The following is an 18,493-nucleotide window of genomic DNA, read 5'->3' on the forward strand; positions in this document are numbered from 1 at the left end:
GATAAGGACCGCTTAGTGATAATATCTTGTCATAAAGTTAGCTGTGATAAAGATAGCATAGGCATTTTGACTGGCGTATCTTTGTTATGAAGGTCGATGGTAGGCTGCGTAAATTGAGGCGTTGGTGGGAGTTTGCGGCGCTTTATGAGCAGTTGTCCCAGCGTCATTGTGATGCCGCCTCACCAAAAGACTGGACGACTAAACACTCAGCGCAACTAACAGATGACTCGGCATTACCTCTACAAGATAACTCCACATCCCTTCAAAATACTGCTACTATCACGCCTGCTAACCCCACTAATCTTTCTAGTACTAATACCGCTACATCCACAGTAGAAAATCCACTAAAAAAGCAGCCAGAAGAAAAAATTGACAATCAGAGCAAGTCTGGTCGACAGGGTAATGGCAACCGGCAAAATCAAACCAAACGTCAGCGCGAATGGGTTTATCTAAGCCATTATATTGCTATTAATGGTCTAAACCCGCTACATATTATCTCTGGTCAAGATGATGGCCGGGAGCCAGACTTTACTTTGGTATTTTATCAACAGTCGCGGCTTTATTACGTGGGAGTAGAGCTTACAACACTACCCAGACTTCGCGACCAAATGGGTGAAGCAGCATTGATTGCTAAGCGCTGGTATTGGCAAGGCTTAAGAGTCATGGCCATGCGGCGGCAAAAGCAGGCGAGCTATCAAAGATTTCGTTTGCCAGTAACCACGCTATATATGCCTATCGATGACTTTAATAAACGACTGTATCGCCTGCCACGGTCTATTATTACTCAACAAGATGTGGATGCAGTCATGGCCAAAAAAGCCCATAAAGCTGCCGCCTATCATACTCGCCGGCCGCTAGATGAGCTTTGGCTATTGGTACATTGCGATAAATATCAGCCTGAGAGTATATTAACGGCCTCCAAGGCATCCATAACCCTGACCCATAACAGTGACTTTGATCAGGTGCAAATTACTCGTTATCCCAGTCATAAAGTTATTGACGTTAGTCGTTCAACTCTGCCAGCTGCGCCATAATGTCGTCAGGGAAGTTGACATTACTATAGACTTCTTGAACATCGTCTAAGTCTTCAAGCATCTCAATCATCTTCATCACTTTTTGTGCGTCGTCAATATTGTCTATCTCAGCGGTAGTAGAGGGCGACATTGTCACCTCAGCGTTGTCTGATACTAGTCCGGCTGAGTTAATGGCATCTTTGACTGCACCGAAATTCTCAGGCTCGGTAATGACCACGAGACTATCTCCATCATTTTCAATATCAAGCGCGCCAGCTTCTAAAGCGACTAGCAGCAGCTCATCTTCTAGACTGGTGTCTTCAAAGACGATTTCACCACGCTTACTAAATAGATAACTGACTGAACCTGAAGTACCAAGGTTGCCATCATATTTGGTAAAAGCATGGCGAACTTCACTGACGGTGCGATTGACATTGTCTGTCATGGTCTCGACTAGGACAGCTACGCCGCCGATACCATAACCCTCATAAGTAATCTCTTCGACATTATCATTATCGCCACCACCTGCACCGCGATCTACAGCACGCTTAATGGTATCTTTGGTCATATTGGCAGATAGGGCTTTCTCAATTGCTGCGCGTAGTCGTGGGTTTTTTTCTGGATCAGGATCACCTTGCTTAGCAGCGGATACAATTTCGCGGATAAGACGTGTAAAGATCTTGCCCTTTGCAGCATCTTGTCTGGCCTTACGATGTTTAATATTTGCCCATTTGGAATGACCTGCCATAGTGAATCCTTATTTTTAACTTTAAGTTGTGACAATTTACTGATCACTTTGAATAATTCGTATGTTGCAAAGGCGGCATTTTTGCTACACTGTCCGCTACGCCTATTAATGCAATCCGCGCTATTATAAACTACTTACATATGCTTTGAGCAAGGGGTAAGCAAACCTAGCTGACATCAGCGGGTCATTTATTATGCTGCTATCAATGCTCATTTACGTGTAAGGGTAAGATAATAATAGGCTAAGCGGAAGGGGCGTATTATCTGGCTTTGGGTAAAAATTGTAATCCTGCCATCTTTTATGTCACCTTAAAGTTGTCACTCTACGGGTAACTGCGACCACAGTAACGGTGAATTATCACTATAATAGCCTTAACTGTGACTACTTAAATGGTGACTTGCCTTTGACCCAAATGATACTTTTATGAAACGACCCACTTCAGAAGCCATCACTCACCTTCGCAACCGCATTCATATTATAATCGAAGGGACTGATACCCGATTAGGTAAGCTTTTTGATATTGTACTATTGATCGCCATTGTGACGAGTGTCGCTGTGGTAATGCTAGATAGTGTCCTATATATGCGCCTGCAGTTTGGCACGATATTCTTTTATGCAGAATGGTTATTTACTATTTTGTTTACGATAGAGTATTTGCTCAGGCTATTTTCTGCTCCCAATCGCTTTCGCTATATGTTTAGCTTTTTTGGGGTAGTAGATTTACTATCAGTATTGCCAAGTTATCTAAGCTTACTCTTTGGCGGTGTTCAATATCTACTCGTTGTTCGAGTCCTTCGAATCTTACGGGTATTTCGAGTCTTAAAATTAAAAGCCTATATGCAGCAGGCTGGATTCTTGGCATCAGCGCTCAAGACCAGCCAGCAAAAAATCACTGTGTTTTTCTTATCGCTCGTCCTATTGGTGACCATCTTCGGGTCGGTGTTGTATGTGGTAGAGGGTCCTGAAAATGGCTTTACCAGTATTCCTCTGTCTATCTATTGGGCGGTCGTTACACTAACCACAGTAGGCTATGGCGATATCTCTCCAAAGACGCCGCTTGGTCAGGCCATTGCGACCATGGTGATGATTACAGGTTATTCTATTATTGCCGTACCAACTGGTATCTTTACCTCGGAGCTTGCCAAAAACATGCGGCCACAGCTTCACCCAATCACTTGTCCAAACTGCGGTAAATTCGGTCACGCTGGAGGGGCAAACTTTTGCGACCGCTGTGGTCATGATTTACACGTCTAATGCCGATGAGAAGCTTTCAGCAGGGATATCCAAATATTCAGCCACTAGGGGCGACAAGTCAATATTTACGCCTAGATTGACTAAGTTCCAATACTGTCCAGATACGGTGCGGTCTAGCATCATGGTCGTCGCAGATGGCTGAAACTGAGAAAAATACTTGAGGGAGGTTTTCATTTTAGCCATGACCTCATGATGGACCTGACTGCTGGCGAAATCAAATGCTCCTGAATGATGAGGGGCTATGGACAATGGCTTAAGACCAATCGCCAACCATGACGCATAAAACTCCCCTGGAATATCCGTATCGTCTTCGCGGCGAATACCTAGGCTCATTAAATCTTGTTCAAGGGCAGTGACATCGCCTTTGATGGCATGTATAGCAAAGCGTTTGAACAGCTCGACCTCAGCATTGCTGTAGCTGCGGATGCCACCGAAATCGTAGGCGATGACACTGCCATCAGGGCGGAAGGCAAAATTACCAGGGTGTGGATCACAGTGCATCCGGTACAGCTCAAATAACTGTCCGGCACTAAAATGAAAAAGACGCTCGGCAATCTTGCGCTTAATGTCATTATCCCAAGTCGCTGCGACAGACAAGGGTTCGCCCATCTCCTCAGATAAGGTCAAGATGCGTTTTGAGGAGTGACTGCTAATAACTCTTGGAATAATAAGGCCACTATCATCGGCATGAAATGCGGCAAAGACTCGCAGATTATGGGCCTCTTTAATATAGTCAAGCTCATCGTGAAGGCTACTACGAATTTCAGTGAATAATTGCTCCTGTAGCTCACGGCTCATATTCAGGACACCAGCTATTCGCAGCGCCATTCGCACTTGCTTGAGGTCACTATCACAGTTCTTATCGACATCTGGATACTGAACCTTGACGACGACAGGCTCGCCACTAGCAAGGACTGCTTTATGGACTTGACCGATAGAGGCCGCGGCAAAAGGCTGCTCGTCAAACTGCTTAAATAGAGTTTCAATAGGCGCATCAAGCTCCCGCTCGACTTGAGCTTTAATCTGCGAGTAGGGCATAGCCGGAGCATCTTTTTGCAGTTTTTCTAAGGCAGTTGCTACCTCGGGTGGAAAGACATCTTTGTACTGTGACGCAATCTGGCCTACCTTCATGACCGCGCCTTTCATCTCTCCTAAGGTATCAGCAATCTGAATGCCGACATCTTGCATTAGCTCTGAGCGAGCTTGAATCCGCTTGTTTTCATCACTAGATAAATGTTTCAGTGAGTTTTTTGCCGCTTTTCCGGCAATACTGGCGGTCATTCCCGCTAGCTTAAAAAAGCGTTTCCCAGATGAGTTGCTCATTCACTCCACCGCTATATAGCTGAACAATCATTCAAAATTAATATTTAAAATCAAGATTCAAAGTTAAAAGAAAAAAAGGGTTAAGGATTATTTGGCTAACGATATTTCAATGACAATACAACTGAATCAACAACCAAAACCACATAAGAAGTTAGATAGTATTAAACTAATATTAAGCAATACTTACAAAAAATGAGTATAAATTTTGCTCAAACTTATCAACCTTTAAAATAATTAGCGATTAGTCGGTAAGTTAACTATCGACCTTTAAGTTGCTGCAGGAATATTGTATAAATTTGCCAACCAATAGTCTAATGCCATGTGGTAGCCATGCGCCCCAAGACCACAAATAACGCCGGTCGCCACATCGCTGAAATAAGAGTGTTGCCGAAAAGCTTCGCGCTGATGCACATTAGATAAATGCACTTCAATAAAAGGCTTTTTCGTTGCTAGGATAGCATCACGAATGGCAACTGATGAGTGGGTAAAGGCCGCAGGATTGATAATAATGGCATCGACAATATCATTCTGCTCGGCTAAAAGACCATGCTGTTGAATGGCTTCAATCAACTCACCTTCATGGTTAGATTGTAACGCAATTAAGGTTACTTGATGCTCTCTGGCGTGTCTGATTAATGCTTGTTCAATATCATAAAGTGTAGTGCAGCCATATATTTCAGGTTCACGTTTGCCCAATAAATTTAGATTGGGGCCATTAACCAATAAGATCTTACGCGATAAAGAAGATTGAGAAGATGCTGCGATACTGTGATTTGAGTTGGGTTTTTGGTTATCGTTATTTGGCTCTTTCGCCGATGAAGGATTGACCATAATCTATCTCGATAGGGAAGCAAGGTTGAGTTAGCAAGTTGAGTACATCGTTAACCTTATAGTGATACTACTATAGGTGTATTGACCGGTTATATTATAAATTAAATCGTCAGCGCCATGCAGCTGGTATGAGTTTTTTTGGCTGGTTTGCAAGTTTCTAATAACTGACTACTATATGAGGCATCTTGAATGGTGTAAAAGTATAGTCATGTAAATTAGCAACTCCCTGATAACCACTATCGGCTAAAACTTTGGTGGTTTCAGACAAGCAATTAGGGCAAGTGACTTGCTACAGCTTAAAGTTGTGAGCAGCGCTGCGACAAGTCTGAATATCAAGTATTCGCCCTGTTTGCCGGTGCACAATAACTTGAGCTTTGAGTATATCGTCTACTTTACCAATAATTCGGCTAGCAGAAGATTTGTGAATGCCAGAGTCAATCCCTGTATGGTAGAGCGTCCGGTATTCACGCCAATGGCTCAGCGCTAATAGTGTCTGATTCCTCTAAGCTAAGGGCACTGGGTCTACACTGTGTTTAAGTGGCTTGCCTGTGCTTGGCATGGTTCTTAGTGAGTTATGAGTATACCCGTTATGTTAAAAGCCTTTGTTACTTCTGCAAGAGGTCTGATTAAAAGTTAATGTTTGAGAATAACTATAAAGATACGTGCTGAGATTGCAAAAAAATCACGGTCAATTAACTGCGTATAACAAATTTTATGATGCAAGGTGCTAGCTTTGTCAGACCAACTCAGATCATGGACTGGTCAGCCACTAGGATTTTTAACACACTTATAGAATTTAGTTCTCTATTGTGGTACAAATATAGATGATAGTTTAGTTATCATATTTCACCCTTAGTGTCACCTGCCTTACCATCACCGTATGTTGGCAGCTTAAAATTGACACTACTTAAGTAATTTTTTTTAGGAAGTAAGATTATGTCAGCTCGTGAACAAGGTATTGTAAAGTGGTTTAATGACTCTAAAGGCTTTGGCTTTATTCAGCGTGAAAGTGGCGAAGATATATTCGTTCATTTCCGTGCTATTCAAGGCGATGGCTACCGCTCATTAAAAGATGGCGAAAAAGTGGAGTTTAATGTGGTTGAAGGTCAAAAAGGTCTTCAAGCTGAAGAAGTGACGAAAGTAGAAGGGTAGTCTTCTACTATCTCTACTATTAGCCAGCAATAACTGGTTTTGATGAGTACTAGATTTTAAGGTCTAATAATAACTCGGCTATGAATGCGAGCAATTCATCATTGCGAGCACTCATAGCTAATGGTCATAAAATACTAGTTTTTTTCGTAGCACCTAATAGCAGTTAGGTGCTGATAATATACGACTTCAATAATGTGGCTGTTGTTTACACTGTTTGAATGACTAGTGCTGGTCAGAATTAGTAGGGTTTTTAGAGTTAGAGTATGTTAGGGAGTTAGCTCTCTGCTACTTTTACGAACCATTACGTCTCGATTTACTGCCTAACTCATGTCTGCAATGGACGAGTTAAAAGAACCCTATGATTTACCCTTCAAATAAGATTATTTGATGGCGAGGTTGGAGGGTTCTTTTACATTTACAGTCTTTTAAGGCTTATTCTAAATTAGCTTTAAGCCTTAAAGGTGAGACCGGTTTTTATCAAAATTTTTCTATAATTTTATTTGATTGACGAGATCTTGCTGATTTAAATCCTTATAGACTGATTAAGAAATCATCGTAATAAATCATAATAAACGGATACGTTTAAGAGTCTGTGAGAGATTACTGGCAAATGCTAAACAGCCTATTATTTAGCATTATTCTATGTTGTAATTCTAGGTCGTGGTATCCTGTCTATTTGTCCCCCTCTAAAAGGAAGTATCATTGAGTGATTTTGTATCTTTTTCCCAGCTCTCATTATCCGAACCTGTGCAAAGAAGTGTCGATGAGTTAGGGTTTACTGAACTTACCCCGATTCAGGCGCAGATCTTGCCGCATACTTTGGCGGGTCAAGACGCAATTGGTCAAGCGCAAACGGGTACTGGTAAGACGGCGACTTTTTTGCTCACTATCATTGAAGCTTTATTGAAGCGTCCTTTTACTGAGGATGAAGAGCGATTTTTGGGTGAGCCGCGTGCTCTTATTATGGCGCCGACGCGTGAGCTGGCTCAGCAAATATTCAGTGACTGTGCTGAGCTTATAAGACATACCGATCTTCATAGTGCTTGTGTTATGGGTGGGGTGAACTATGAGTCCCAGCAGCATGAGCTAGAGCGCGGTTATATTGATATATTGATTGCGACGCCAGGACGGCTTATTGACCTAATTCATCGTAATCTAGTCTATTTAGATCGGCTAGAGGTCTTGGTACTTGATGAAGCCGATAGAATGCTCGATATGGGGTTCATCCCAGATATCAAAAGGCTAATTAGCCGCATGCCACCTAATACGGATCGCCAGAGCTTATTATTTTCGGCGACCTTTAATCAGGACGTGATGAATCTTGCTTATCGTTGGTTGCATGAGCCGGTGTTTGTCGAGATTGAACCGGAACACAAGACCAGTGATCTGGTTGAGCAGCGATTCTACCTGTTAGAAGAAGCGCAAAAGCTGACGGCCTTGGAGCAGATTATAGAAGCCGATAACGTTGAGAAGCTTATTATATTTGCCAATCGAAAAGATCAAGTTAAACGCCTGTATGACAAGCTTCGTTCGCGATATCCCGTCGTCATGCTATCTGGAGATGTGGTCCAACAAAAACGTGAGCGCTATCTACAAAAATTCAAAGACGGTAAGGCAACAATACTGGTCGCTACTGATGTCGCTGGTCGTGGTATTCATGTCGATGAGGTCAGCCATGTCGTCAATTATACTTTGCCGGACCAGCCAGATGATTATGTGCACCGAATTGGTCGAACAGGACGTGCTGGTCAGACAGGAATAAGTATTAGCTTTGTTAGTGAGGATGATGCTTTCAACCTTCCAGCACTTGAGCAGCATTTAGGGACCAAGTTTGATTTGGTTCAATGGTAGCTTAAGCGAAGGCATTGTAACCCATAAAAAAAGCTTACCAAAAAACTGGTAAGCTTTTTTATTTTAGGAAGGGGGCAAAGCATAATTTAGACTTTGCTTGTCATCTCTTTAAGGTGAGTGATGATCATCATGTGACATGTGAGACATGTCATGTTGACTATGATCCATATGTCCATCTGGCATAGAGTGGCTGTGTCCAGAGTGGTCCATACTATGATGACTCATCTCTGCTGACTCTGACATATCGGAGGGCATCATGTGATGACCATGACCGCTATGACCACCATGCATGGTATTCATCATGATAGGTACAGCAATAACTGCTAATCCTGATATCATCATGACGGCACCATTGAGCTGCCGCAAACGCAATCGACCGATATGATTACGGATCCAGCTGACAGTCTCATGAGTGGCCACTAGCATAGGAACAGTGCCAAGACCAAAGGCAAACATCAGTAAGGCACCAGTCGTGACGCTATGGCCGACGACCGCCATCATTAATGCCCCGTACACCAAACCACAAGGTAAAAAGCCCCACAATAAACCTGCCATTAGAGCACGTGGAAAGGTGGTCAGAGGGAATACTTTTTTGCGAAGTGGCGCGAGCCATTGCCAAAAGCGCATGCCTACACGCTCAAGCTTATTTAAAAAAGGTGCTCCTAGCATGGTAACACCGATAAATACTAACACCAGCCCTAATAAAATGCGTGGCAGATTATTACTGGTCATAAAAGGGGCGAGCAGTGCAGTCCCAATAGAGCCAGCAATGAGACCAAGTAAGGCATAGCTTGTCAGTCGACCAAGGTGGTAAGTGGCTATTAAGGCGCGGCGCTTAGCAGGACTGACATCCGTCATCGAGAGACCAAAGGCTGCGACTAGACCACCACACATGCCTAAACAATGTGGTGAACCCAAAAAGCCCATTAATAAAGCGGCTGTTAATAATGCAAAAGTCATGAGGTACGGCTCCTTGGAAGCAGGCCAATTTAGCTAAGTAAATTAAATACGATCTTACGTTTATATAAACTAACAGAACGTCGGTTACGTCGACTTAAGTGCTGTAAACATAGTAGAAGCTCTAGTATGATGACGTTACGGCTGCGTCTTATCTTTTAGCTTTGTCTCTGGCTTTGGCTCAGGGGATGAAGCACGCTTCGAGCTGGCTTCAGTGCTTCCTCGTATCACTTGGCGACGCTCTTGCCTATCCTCTAAGATTATACGCTGCGCTGCATTGTCCAAATCCTCAAACTGATTGGATTTGACAGCATAACGAATTGCCCAGATAGCAATGACAAATAGCATTAAGCTAAGCGGAATCAAAAGAAATATACTGGCCATAAGATACCTCAAGGGTAATGACGCGCATCAAAGATAATTAAGAACTGGCTTATTTTACCATTGTTAATGCCCTACACAAAGTAAGTAATTAAACTTCATAGGCATAATTAAGCTTGGATTAGAAGGTCTTTAACGCATCGGGCTTACGGCTACGCATTAGTGTCTCCATAGAGACCTCGCCGGCTAGCCGACAGTCAGGTTGAGGAAAAAATAAATCGCGAAGATAGGCGACAAGCTCATACAAAGTACGTTTTGAATGGCGATAGTTGGCAGCGATGTTTTTCCAGTCTGTAGGTTCAGGTAATGCTGCGTTAATAGGGGTAGTGCGGATGCCATTTAGAGCGAACTGGCGACGAGCACGGCTCATATGGTAGGCATCAGTGACCAGATAGACATTATTAAGACTTAGCCGCTTAGCTGTGAATCGTGCATTCTCGCAAGTATTCATGCTGGCATTTTCGCTGATAATATTCTCTTGAATAGTGGCTTTGTGATCACTACTTTGTCTGTTGTCGTGACGAATAAGCCAGTCATGCATCCATGGCGATTCAACACCCGTTAATATAATCGGTAGCGGTAATTGCTGATAATGCTTGAGCACAGCTTTAAGTCGGCTTTCGCTAAACTCATTTACGACGATAGTCTCTAGCTCATCTTCGGTAAGACCGCCGCCGAGTACCACATATGCAGTAGGAGCAGTAGCACGCTCTTTGGGCGATCCTGCCAGCTCAGATTGTGGAATGGGTAAGTGCTGCAAGACAGTCAGCCCTACCTTAGAAAAAAGTGGGGTAAAAAAGCTAACGGCAGTTAGTGACATAGTAATAGCACTAGCCAACAAAAGCCGCTTGAGCAACTTTAAGAAGGCTTGAACAATAAGATAACTCCTCTGCCACATAAGGTCCGCCGCTAATAAATAATGTCTTAGTGAGCATTAACTTGCTAGTGTAGATTATTTCGCCATTCAATGAATGCTTTAATGTTTTTTAGACTATGGTTTTAGGCTATGATTTGAGATTATGGACTGGCGACAAAGCTGTGATCCAAGGTCGTATTGTGCAGATTAACCTGACCATTACTCTCAATCCACAAAGGCTCGCGCTCTAGCATAATCCCAAATTTATCGAATATCTTTTGCTGGATAAAAGCTTGAGTGGTGGCCACGTCTTTTTGATTGGCTTTGACCTCACTACTTTGAGGGGTATGGTTGGTCAGGACTAAGGCTTGCTGAGTATGGCTCATAATAGGGGCGATACCATCGCCTTTAAGGCCAGCGTGATCAATAAGCCAGCCTGCTGCAACCTTAGTATGCATGTCATCTACACGGTAAGCCACTATATTGGCAAAGCGTGCTTTCAAGATGTCAAACTGCTCGGTGGTAATGACTGGATTTTTAAAGAAGCTACCACAATTAGGCAGATAAGCAGGATCAGGCAGCTTGCTTTGACGAATAGCAATGATGGCCTTCATGACGTCAACTGGCGTGGCAGCTTGACGGCCACCATCTTTAGCCAGAGCGAGCGCTTTATCTTGTACATCACCGTAGCCAGCATGAATGCGACTGGCATCTTTATGCAGGCTAAACCCTACTCGAGTAATCAGCCATTCGCCTGCTTGCTGCTTGAAGATACTATCGCGATAGCCAAACTGACATGCAGATTTTTCAAAGTTGTGCCAAGTCAGCGTTGGTAAGTGATAAGCTCGAACATGGGTCACACAGTCATCCAGCTGCACCCCATAAGCGCCAATATTCTGCACTGGTGCGGCACCTGTCAAACCCGGAATTAGTGCTAAGTTTTCAAGCCCAAACCAGCCATTGTTTACGGTATGTAGTACTAGCTCATGCCAATTTTCGCCCGCCATTACTTCGATATGAATATCCGAATCTGTCTCATGAAGTATATGAATACCTTGAATCATGGGGCGTATCACGAATGCACTTAGCACAGGTGGTAGTAGTACATTACTGCCGCCAGAAAGTATGAATAAAGGCTGTTGGTTTTGGGTTATATCGGTAATAACTGGTACGACTTGCGCTTCATCAGTCAGCGTTATCAGCGTATTAGCACGGCAGGCGAGAGCCATGGTATTGAGGCTAGATAAGTCAGATGGGGATTGTATTTCGTAGGATTGGATCATGGCAGGCCTGTCGCGCAGAAAAGGTCGATAATACGAGGATTAACGATAAACAAAGGCTTGTTAGGAGCTGTGATTGTTAATAAAGCTGAATACTGCTTAGGAAGATAACACAGACTCCTTAAAACAATTAAAATTAGACGGATTTCCAGCTCTCAATCCAAGCATCGACGGAGGATTCAATTTGGTCAATGACGGCTTCAAAGTCATCGGCATTACCCTGATAAGGATCTGGCACGTTAGCGCCGCCATAAATTGGGTCTTCTTCACTTAATAAAGCAAGCGTGGCGAGTTTATTAGACTCATGCTCACTGTCTTGATCAGACGCATCAGTTAAGCTGTCTTTGATAGCTTGCAGGTCTGCTAAGTTTTGCTTATCCATTGCTAAAATAAGATCAAATTGATAGAAGTCATCGGCCTTGACTTGACGTGAGACCAGCTTACTGATGTTGTAGCCACGAGCTTTTGCATGCTTTTGAGCGCGCACATCAGGATGCTCACCGAGATGCCAGTCACCTGTACCTGCTGAGTCAATGGTTAACGACATTCCGGCGACGGCAGCTTTTTGACGCAGAATCTCTTCAGCAGTGGGGGATCGGCAGATGTTACCAAGACAAACTAGCAATACAGAGCGAGGGGCTGAAGCTTTTATAGGCATAACATAACCTTAACAGGCAATTGAAATTATAAATTAAACAAGGTAGCTGCCTATTTTAACAATGATTGCTCAAAAACGATAGGGAAGGGTAACTCTGCTAGTCGTGCTGATGTTTAAAGCGCTGTAAGTCGCGGCGCTGCTTTTTATTGGGTTTAGTATCGGGGCGTGCCAGATTGGCTAATTTGCGCTGTTCTTTATAGTATTCGCGGCGCTCGATACTCTCTTTGGTTTCTTCATACAGCGTCTGAGCAATAGTCGCATTACCGCGTTGTGTCGATAGCGCTTTGACAACGATCGTCTTCTCAGACATGGTGGTTGCAGAGCCCTGACGGATAGTCAGCTCATCACCGACACTAATCTCTTTACTGGTCTTAACTCGGCTGCCAGCAAAATGTACTTTACCGCCTTCAATCGCTTGTTTGGCTAGGCTGCGAGTACGATAAAATCTAGCGGCCCAAAGCCACTTATCTAAGCGAACCTTTTGTAAGCTACTCTCAGGCATATTATGGTTGTTATCTGTCATATATTTAGGGTATTCCTTATTGTTTTAGAGAGTACATCATGAATCAATAAAACTTATATGGTGAGCTTTGACAAAATATCAATCGTGATGGAGATAATAGGGCCGCAGCTAGCGGCCATTCTTTTGTTGCTTGAGCTATACAATTAGCCAGTCTCAAACTTAATAAGTTATGTTTTGTGCTTAATTACACCACTGTCTCTCACACGGTACACCATCGTGGTTTCCATCCATCTCAGTGTTGGGACAATGCTGAATAAAATAGGTAGCTTCCTCGCAGGAGGTCATTTGCGAACAATGCGTTCGACCATCACAACTAAAAGCTGTAGGGGAAGCGGGGACAGGAGCTTGACCTAAACTAGCAGCATTGTCTTCAACAAAGTACTGAGAATCTGATTCATAGAGCGCTGAAACTTGCCTACTCTCGTACTGCTGGTATCCCAAATAAGCTAACACTGCGATGATGGCAATAAGGATTAGTTTCATACAAGCCCTCTAAGATAGACAGTCAGCTTATGACGACAAGTAAATAACGGCATTAGTGACTATTAATGATAAACGCTACTTTTGATGATAAAAGCTACTTCAAAAACATCTGATAACCAACATTATCGACTATCGGTTCACAATCATAACCGATGTCATTTAACGTGTCTTGCAAGGCTCGAGAGTTGGTTTCTGATGCTTGTAGACCTACCAATACTCTACCATCAGCTGCACCATGATTGCGGTAATGGAACAATGTGATGTTAAAATCTTGGCCGAGCTTTTCTAGGAAGTTAAGTAGCGCCCCCGGACGCTCTGGGAAAGCTACTCTAAAGAGCTGCTCGTCATCAATGCCAGCATGACCACCGATGAGGTAGCGAATATGTGTCTTGGCAATCTCATCATCGGTGAGATCGTAAGCTTGATATCCAGAATCCACTAAGCTATCAGCGATAATTTGCCGCTCTTTCTTGCCTTCTTTGAGCGCAATTCCGACGAATATCGCCGCAGGCTGTAGCGAGTCTGGCGCAGTATGGCTGCGAGCGCGATAGTTAAATTCAGTGATATTTCGGCCTTTGAGATCACGGCAGAACTCTAAGAATGCACCAGTACGTTCAGGAATACTGACGCCAAAGACGGCTTCTTTTTTCTCGCCAATTTCGGTACGCTCTGCAATATAGCGCAGGCGGTCAAAATTCATATTGGCACCGCAGACGATTGCGACGCAGTTTTTTCCCGTTATCTTATGTTTAGATAGGTATTTTTTCATACCTGCGACAGCCAGTGCGCCTGCCGGCTCAACGATACTACGGTTCTCTTCAAATACGTCTTTGACAGCCGCGCAAACCTCATCATTACTACAGGTAACCACCTCAGGCTCAATGACCGTGCCTGAGTTATCGCTTTTTTGTGAGCGAACGACATCAAAGGGAATCTCACCAATCTGAGCCACGGCAGTACCATCGACGAATAAGCTAACATGCTTGAGCTTGACTCGCTCATCAGCGGCCAATGCGGCCTTTAAAGAAGCCGCGCCTGCGGGTTCAACAGCAATGACTTTAACATGGGGGACAATAGCGCCCAAGAATGCAGCAACCCCTGAGATCAAGCCACCACCGCCGACCGCGACAAACACATATTCCATATCGCGCCACTGCTGGGTCAGCTCCAGAGCAATAGTACCTTGACCGGCAATGACCAACTCATCATCATAAGGGGGAACAAACGTCAAACCCTCTTTTTCAGCGCGTTCGATAGCGTAACGGTTGGCTTCATCAAAGCTGTCGCCAAATAGATCGACATTGCCGCCTAACGCCTTGACTGCATTGACCTTAATGTCAGGAGTCGTGGTGGGCATGACGATGATGTTACTGATACCAATCTTGCTGGCAGAGTAGGCCACACCTTGAGCATGATTGCCAGCTGACGCACAAATAACGCCGCGTGCCTTTTGCTCAGCGCTTAATTGACTAATACGATTATAAGCACCGCGTAACTTGAACGAAAATACCGGTTGCAAGTCTTCACGCTTGAAGCGAATGTCGTTATCAAAGCGGATTGACAGCTTGGGTGCTGGATCAAGTGGGGTCTGAATGGCAGCGTCATAAACGGTGGCTTGCAGAATGGCACGAACCCAATGTGATAGCATAAAATATCCTAGCAGAAGTCATTTGATTTGACCCATAAGCCTATGCTGTTTTTGAGAATCGCGCAAGCTTTTCTCAGTGATTTATAACGGATATTCTAGTTACTCAGGCTAAATTGCTCTATGATTATTGTTTCGCTGTGAATTCAGTTAAAATGATGCTACTCATCGTTTTATTTCGTGATTGCAGTAATGGGTGACGAAGTCATTTTTTAACGTTGCGTTACTTAATGGCAGTTTATTTGGTATTAGTTCAATAACTTTAGGGGATTTTATGAGTCAGCAATCCAGCGAGCAGGATCAACAATTGAAGCTAAAGCAAGATGTCGCTCGTGCGGCTTTAGCATATATTGAAGATGATATGATATTGGGTGTCGGTACGGGCAGTACGGTAAACTGCTTGATTGAGCTACTACCTCAGGTACGGATTAAAGGTGCAGTCGCCAGCTCCAAAGTGACCCAAGATAAGCTTGAAGCACTGGGTATTGAGGTCATGGATCTTAACTTTGTTGGTGAGTTAGACCTATATATCGATGGTGCAGATGAGGTCAATCCTAACCTGCAGCTTATCAAAGGTGGCGGCGGCGCATTGACTCGTGAGAAAATCGTGGCGGCAGCTTCTAAAGAGTTTATTTGCTTGGTTGATGAGAGCAAATGGGTAACCACGCTCGGTCGTGAGTTCCCTGTACCTATTGAAGTCTTGCCACAAGCTCGCTCTTATGTGGCTCGTGAGCTGGTTAAGTTAGGGGGAGAGCCTGTATATCGTGAAGGTTTTGTGACCGATTATGGCAATATTATCTTAGATACTTATGACCTAGACATTCCAAGTGCTAGCGATATGGAATCTCGCCTTAATAACATCGTGGGCGTAGTCTGCAATGGCATCTTTGCTGCCAATCAAGCGGATAAGCTATTGATTGCCAAGGCAAGTGGCGTAGAAACGCTGACTCGATAATTGATAAACGCATGACTAGATAGCAGTGAATGCGGTATTGATACATCTTTAATAAGCCAATGATTATTAAATAGTAGGATAACGATTAACTTAACTAGCCATACTAAAAGAGCTGATATCAATCGATGTCAGCTCTTATTTAATTGTGCTTTTGGGCAATTAGATTTTAATCTTATCTTGCAATAAAAATTCCATTAATGCCTTTTGCGCATGTAGGCGGTTTTCGGCTTCATGCCAGACGACAGAGCGAGGGTCATCGAGTAGGTCGTGCGAGATCTCTTCACCGCGGTGGGCAGGAAGGCAGTGCATAAATAGGACCTCAGGATCAGCTTTATCAAGCATGGCAGGAGTAACTTGATAAGGAGCAAAGCGGCGAGCTCGAGTATTTTGTTCGTTTTCTTGGCCCATACTGGCCCAGACATCGGTCACAATTAAGTGCGCGTCTTTAGCCGCATCCTGAACATTCTCAACTAGGCTTACGCAGTCGCTAAACTTATCCATTAGGTCCAAGTCTGGCTCAAAGCCGTAAGGGGCGGCGACGCGAAGCTCAAAGCCAAATTGATGCGCGGCATGCATAAATGACGAGCACATATTGTTACCATCACCAACCCAAGTGACGATCTTGTCTTTGATGCTGCCGCGATGCTCATAGTAAGTCTGCATGTCTGCCAGCAGCTGGCAGGGGTGGAAGTCGTCGGTTAACGCATTAATAATGGGCACCGAGGAATATTTAGCAAACTTTTCTACTTTTTCATGCTCAAAGGTACGAATCATAATGATATCGACCATGCTTGAGATTACTCGTGCGGAGTCTTCAACCGGCTCGCCGCGACCAAGCTGCGTATCATTGGGTGATAAAAATATCGCCTGACCACCAAATTGTCCCATACCAGTCTCAAATGAGATACGAGTTCGAGTGGATGATTTTTCGAATATCATGCCCAAGGTGCGGCCAACAAATGGCTGATAAATAGTACCGGCATGTTGCATCTTGCGCAGCTCACAAGCACGTTTGATCAGTTGCTCAAGCTCAGAAGTGGATAGGTCAAGTAGGGTCAAAAAATGGCGCACACTCATGGTTATCTCGGTTCATCGAAAGGTAATAAATAGGTTATTGTAACTAAAAAACCAGTATAGCGAAAATTAGAACGATGTAAACGGCTTAGACTGGGTTTTAGAACAATATTCTAGACTAGCGTTGTGTCAGCTGATTAAAAACCTATCGCACATGCAGGACTAAAGCGCCTATACCTGCTGAGTATGGCGACTGAAGAGTAAGTAGTAAGTAACAAGAAGCGCTTAACAAAAAGCGCCTATTAGTAAAGTGGCAAGAGTTTATTTTGTGCTTCGCTTAGGACGTTTCGCTCACGACGTTTCGTTTAGGACGCTGGGTTATTCGGCACAGTAGCTCATAGCCTAGGGTATTGGCCCAAGCTGCCACATCATCGACGCTAGGCACTTGACTGCCTTTACCGTCAACACTCTCAGATGGCTGATCTAACCCCATAGGATGACCCCATAAGATGACTTGGCTTCCTAGCTTTGGTGAGGGTACTGCTGATAGATCAATAGCGACCATATCCATAGCCACACGGCCGAGAATAGGACAGGGATAGTAGTGGCCATCCTGATATAAGCTGACCCATGCCGCCTCACTTACTACGCGGGGATAGCCATCGCCATAACCAATACTGATAATGCCCTTTTTCATCGGCTGCGCTGCTGTAAAGCGGCTGCCATAACCGACAACTTCACCTGCATCAAGATCATGAACTGCCATTAACGCCGTGCTAAAAGTCATAACTGGTCGTAGATTGAGCTTAGTAGCACTTACCGTCTCAAAAGGTGAGCTACCATATAGCATAATACCGGGTCGTACCCAGTTATAGTGACATTCTGGAAAGTTGATAATAGCTGCAGAGTTGCAAAGTGAGGCTTCAACAGTCGAGCTAACTTTGGTACGAAGTTGAGTCAATACTGAGTTGAAGGTATCAATCTGCTGCTGATTGAGTGGATGATCGATAAGGTCAGCGTTAGCAAAATGGCTAGTGAGTACCAGATGGTAGCCGGCGTCATGTAGCTGCTGTGCTACACAGAGAATCTCATCGGCATTAAAGCCAAGGCGGCTCATACCTGAGTTGAGCTTTAGCCAAACTGTTTGACTGGGATGGGCAGGTATAGAGGGTAAACTGGCATTGGTGTCATTTGTGGCATCAGTATTGGTAGGTTGATGCGCCAGGGCCCAAGTGACTTGCTGCTGCTGCTGGATAACGCAGGTTAGTTCCCATTTGATAGCTTGCTGCCACTCACGCTCACTAAAGACACCCTCAATCATCACGATAGGCTTATCCCAGCCCAGCTGCCGAACCTCAATAGCCTCATCAAAAGTTGCCACACCGACAGCGTCAGCGTCTTGTAGCGCTGGCAGGCAATGGGCCACGCCATGACCATAGGCTGATGCCTTAACCATAGCTAAGACTTTTGCGTCTGGGGCATGGCGTCTGACTTGTGATAAATTATGGGTTAAGGCTGAACTATTGATAGTTATGCTGGCTTGGCGTGAAGTCGGGCTGGTCATGGGCG

Annotated in this window: 18 protein-coding genes and 1 pseudogene; 5 read left to right on the forward strand and 14 right to left on the reverse strand. The window is 44.2% G+C overall.

The features are described 5' to 3' along the window. Positions 1-86: 86 nt before the first annotated feature. On the forward strand, positions 87-1,034 hold the full coding sequence (locus tag EGV92_RS10235) for a hypothetical protein (protein WP_131669173.1): 948 nt from the start codon (positions 87-89) through the stop codon (positions 1,032-1,034). On the opposite strand, the gene EGV92_RS10240 is transcribed toward EGV92_RS10235, so the two are convergent. After that, positions 1,003-1,761, reverse strand: a complete 759-nt coding sequence (locus tag EGV92_RS10240) for a YebC/PmpR family DNA-binding transcriptional regulator (RefSeq protein WP_131669175.1) — start codon at positions 1,759-1,761, stop codon at positions 1,003-1,005. The genes EGV92_RS10235 and EGV92_RS10240 overlap by 32 nt on opposite strands. A gap of 423 nt (positions 1,762-2,184) precedes the next feature. On the opposite strand from EGV92_RS10240, the gene EGV92_RS10245 reads away from it, so the two are divergent. Next, the gene (locus EGV92_RS10245; protein WP_131669176.1) at positions 2,185-3,015 is read left to right on the forward strand and encodes an ion transporter; all 831 of its coding nucleotides are present in this window, start codon (positions 2,185-2,187) and stop codon (positions 3,013-3,015) included. Here the strand turns inward: EGV92_RS10245 and EGV92_RS10250 are convergent. From EGV92_RS10250 to EGV92_RS14355, 3 genes and pseudogenes are all read right to left on the reverse strand, one after another. Then, positions 3,004-4,338, reverse strand: a complete 1,335-nt coding sequence (locus tag EGV92_RS10250; protein WP_131669178.1) for an ABC1 kinase family protein — start codon at positions 4,336-4,338, stop codon at positions 3,004-3,006. The two genes, EGV92_RS10245 and EGV92_RS10250, sit on opposite strands and share 12 nt — an antisense overlap. A gap of 267 nt (positions 4,339-4,605) precedes the next feature. Further along, positions 4,606-5,169 carry a type II 3-dehydroquinate dehydratase gene (gene aroQ, locus EGV92_RS10255; RefSeq protein WP_131669179.1) on the reverse strand — a complete coding sequence of 188 codons (564 nt, stop codon included), beginning with the start codon at positions 5,167-5,169 and terminating at the stop codon, positions 4,606-4,608. A gap of 289 nt (positions 5,170-5,458) precedes the next feature. Continuing rightward, positions 5,459-5,656, reverse strand: a pseudogene (locus EGV92_RS14355) (transposase family protein); the annotation flags it as partial. 449 nt (positions 5,657-6,105) lie between these two features. Between EGV92_RS14355 and EGV92_RS10265 the strand changes: the two are divergent. Continuing rightward, positions 6,106-6,321, forward strand: coding sequence for a cold shock domain-containing protein (locus tag EGV92_RS10265; RefSeq protein WP_131669181.1), 216 nt, complete (start codon positions 6,106-6,108; stop codon positions 6,319-6,321). Positions 6,322-7,023: 702 nt separating this feature from the next. Next, entirely contained in the window at positions 7,024-8,172 is a 1,149-nt protein-coding gene (locus EGV92_RS10270; protein WP_131669183.1) for a DEAD/DEAH box helicase, read from the forward strand. Between the two features lie 108 nt (positions 8,173-8,280). On the opposite strand, the gene EGV92_RS10275 is transcribed toward EGV92_RS10270, so the two are convergent. The 8 genes from EGV92_RS10275 to ilvA form a co-directional block, all read right to left on the reverse strand. Then, complete coding sequence (locus tag EGV92_RS10275) at positions 8,281-9,132, reverse strand: sulfite exporter TauE/SafE family protein (protein ID WP_131669184.1); 852 nt, start codon at positions 9,130-9,132, stop codon at positions 8,281-8,283. 135 nt (positions 9,133-9,267) lie between these two features. Continuing rightward, positions 9,268-9,513, reverse strand: coding sequence for a cbb3-type cytochrome oxidase assembly protein CcoS (ccoS, locus tag EGV92_RS10280; RefSeq protein ID WP_131669185.1), 246 nt, complete (start codon positions 9,511-9,513; stop codon positions 9,268-9,270). 118 nt (positions 9,514-9,631) lie between these two features. After that, complete coding sequence (locus EGV92_RS10285) at positions 9,632-10,330, reverse strand: YdcF family protein (protein ID WP_242678694.1); 699 nt, start codon at positions 10,328-10,330, stop codon at positions 9,632-9,634. 197 nt (positions 10,331-10,527) lie between these two features. Next, positions 10,528-11,649, reverse strand: coding sequence for a UDP-N-acetylmuramate dehydrogenase (gene murB / locus EGV92_RS10290; RefSeq protein WP_131669189.1), 1,122 nt, complete (start codon positions 11,647-11,649; stop codon positions 10,528-10,530). A 133-nt stretch (positions 11,650-11,782) separates the two neighbouring features. Then, a complete protein-coding gene (locus tag EGV92_RS10295) occupies positions 11,783-12,304 on the reverse strand; it encodes a low molecular weight protein-tyrosine-phosphatase (protein ID WP_131669191.1) in 522 nt (173 codons plus the stop codon). Positions 12,305-12,401: 97 nt separating this feature from the next. Then, positions 12,402-12,827, reverse strand: coding sequence for an RNA-binding S4 domain-containing protein (locus EGV92_RS10300; protein WP_423227909.1), 426 nt, complete (start codon positions 12,825-12,827; stop codon positions 12,402-12,404). Positions 12,828-13,007: 180 nt separating this feature from the next. After that, positions 13,008-13,310: an excalibur calcium-binding domain-containing protein gene (locus tag EGV92_RS14360; protein WP_131669193.1), complete on the reverse strand. Its 303-nt coding sequence runs from the start codon at positions 13,308-13,310 to the stop codon at positions 13,008-13,010. A 94-nt stretch (positions 13,311-13,404) separates the two neighbouring features. Then, the gene (gene ilvA, locus EGV92_RS10310; RefSeq protein ID WP_131669195.1) at positions 13,405-14,958 is read right to left on the reverse strand and encodes a threonine ammonia-lyase, biosynthetic; all 1,554 of its coding nucleotides are present in this window, start codon (positions 14,956-14,958) and stop codon (positions 13,405-13,407) included. 271 nt (positions 14,959-15,229) lie between these two features. On the opposite strand from ilvA, the gene rpiA reads away from it, so the two are divergent. Next, positions 15,230-15,910 carry a ribose-5-phosphate isomerase RpiA gene (gene rpiA, locus EGV92_RS10315; RefSeq protein WP_131669196.1) on the forward strand — a complete coding sequence of 227 codons (681 nt, stop codon included), beginning with the start codon at positions 15,230-15,232 and terminating at the stop codon, positions 15,908-15,910. A 159-nt stretch (positions 15,911-16,069) separates the two neighbouring features. Here the strand turns inward: rpiA and argF are convergent, their stop codons facing one another. Then, a complete protein-coding gene (gene argF / locus EGV92_RS10320) occupies positions 16,070-16,987 on the reverse strand; it encodes an ornithine carbamoyltransferase (protein ID WP_131669197.1) in 918 nt (305 codons plus the stop codon). 274 nt (positions 16,988-17,261) lie between these two features. Then, on the reverse strand, positions 17,262-18,488 hold the full coding sequence (gene alr / locus EGV92_RS10325; protein WP_131669198.1) for an alanine racemase: 1,227 nt from the start codon (positions 18,486-18,488) through the stop codon (positions 17,262-17,264). Positions 18,489-18,493 lie beyond the last annotated feature (5 nt).

This window comes from Psychrobacter pygoscelis (genome assembly GCF_004335015.1).
Classification (GTDB): Bacteria; Pseudomonadota; Gammaproteobacteria; order Pseudomonadales; family Moraxellaceae; genus Psychrobacter; species Psychrobacter pygoscelis.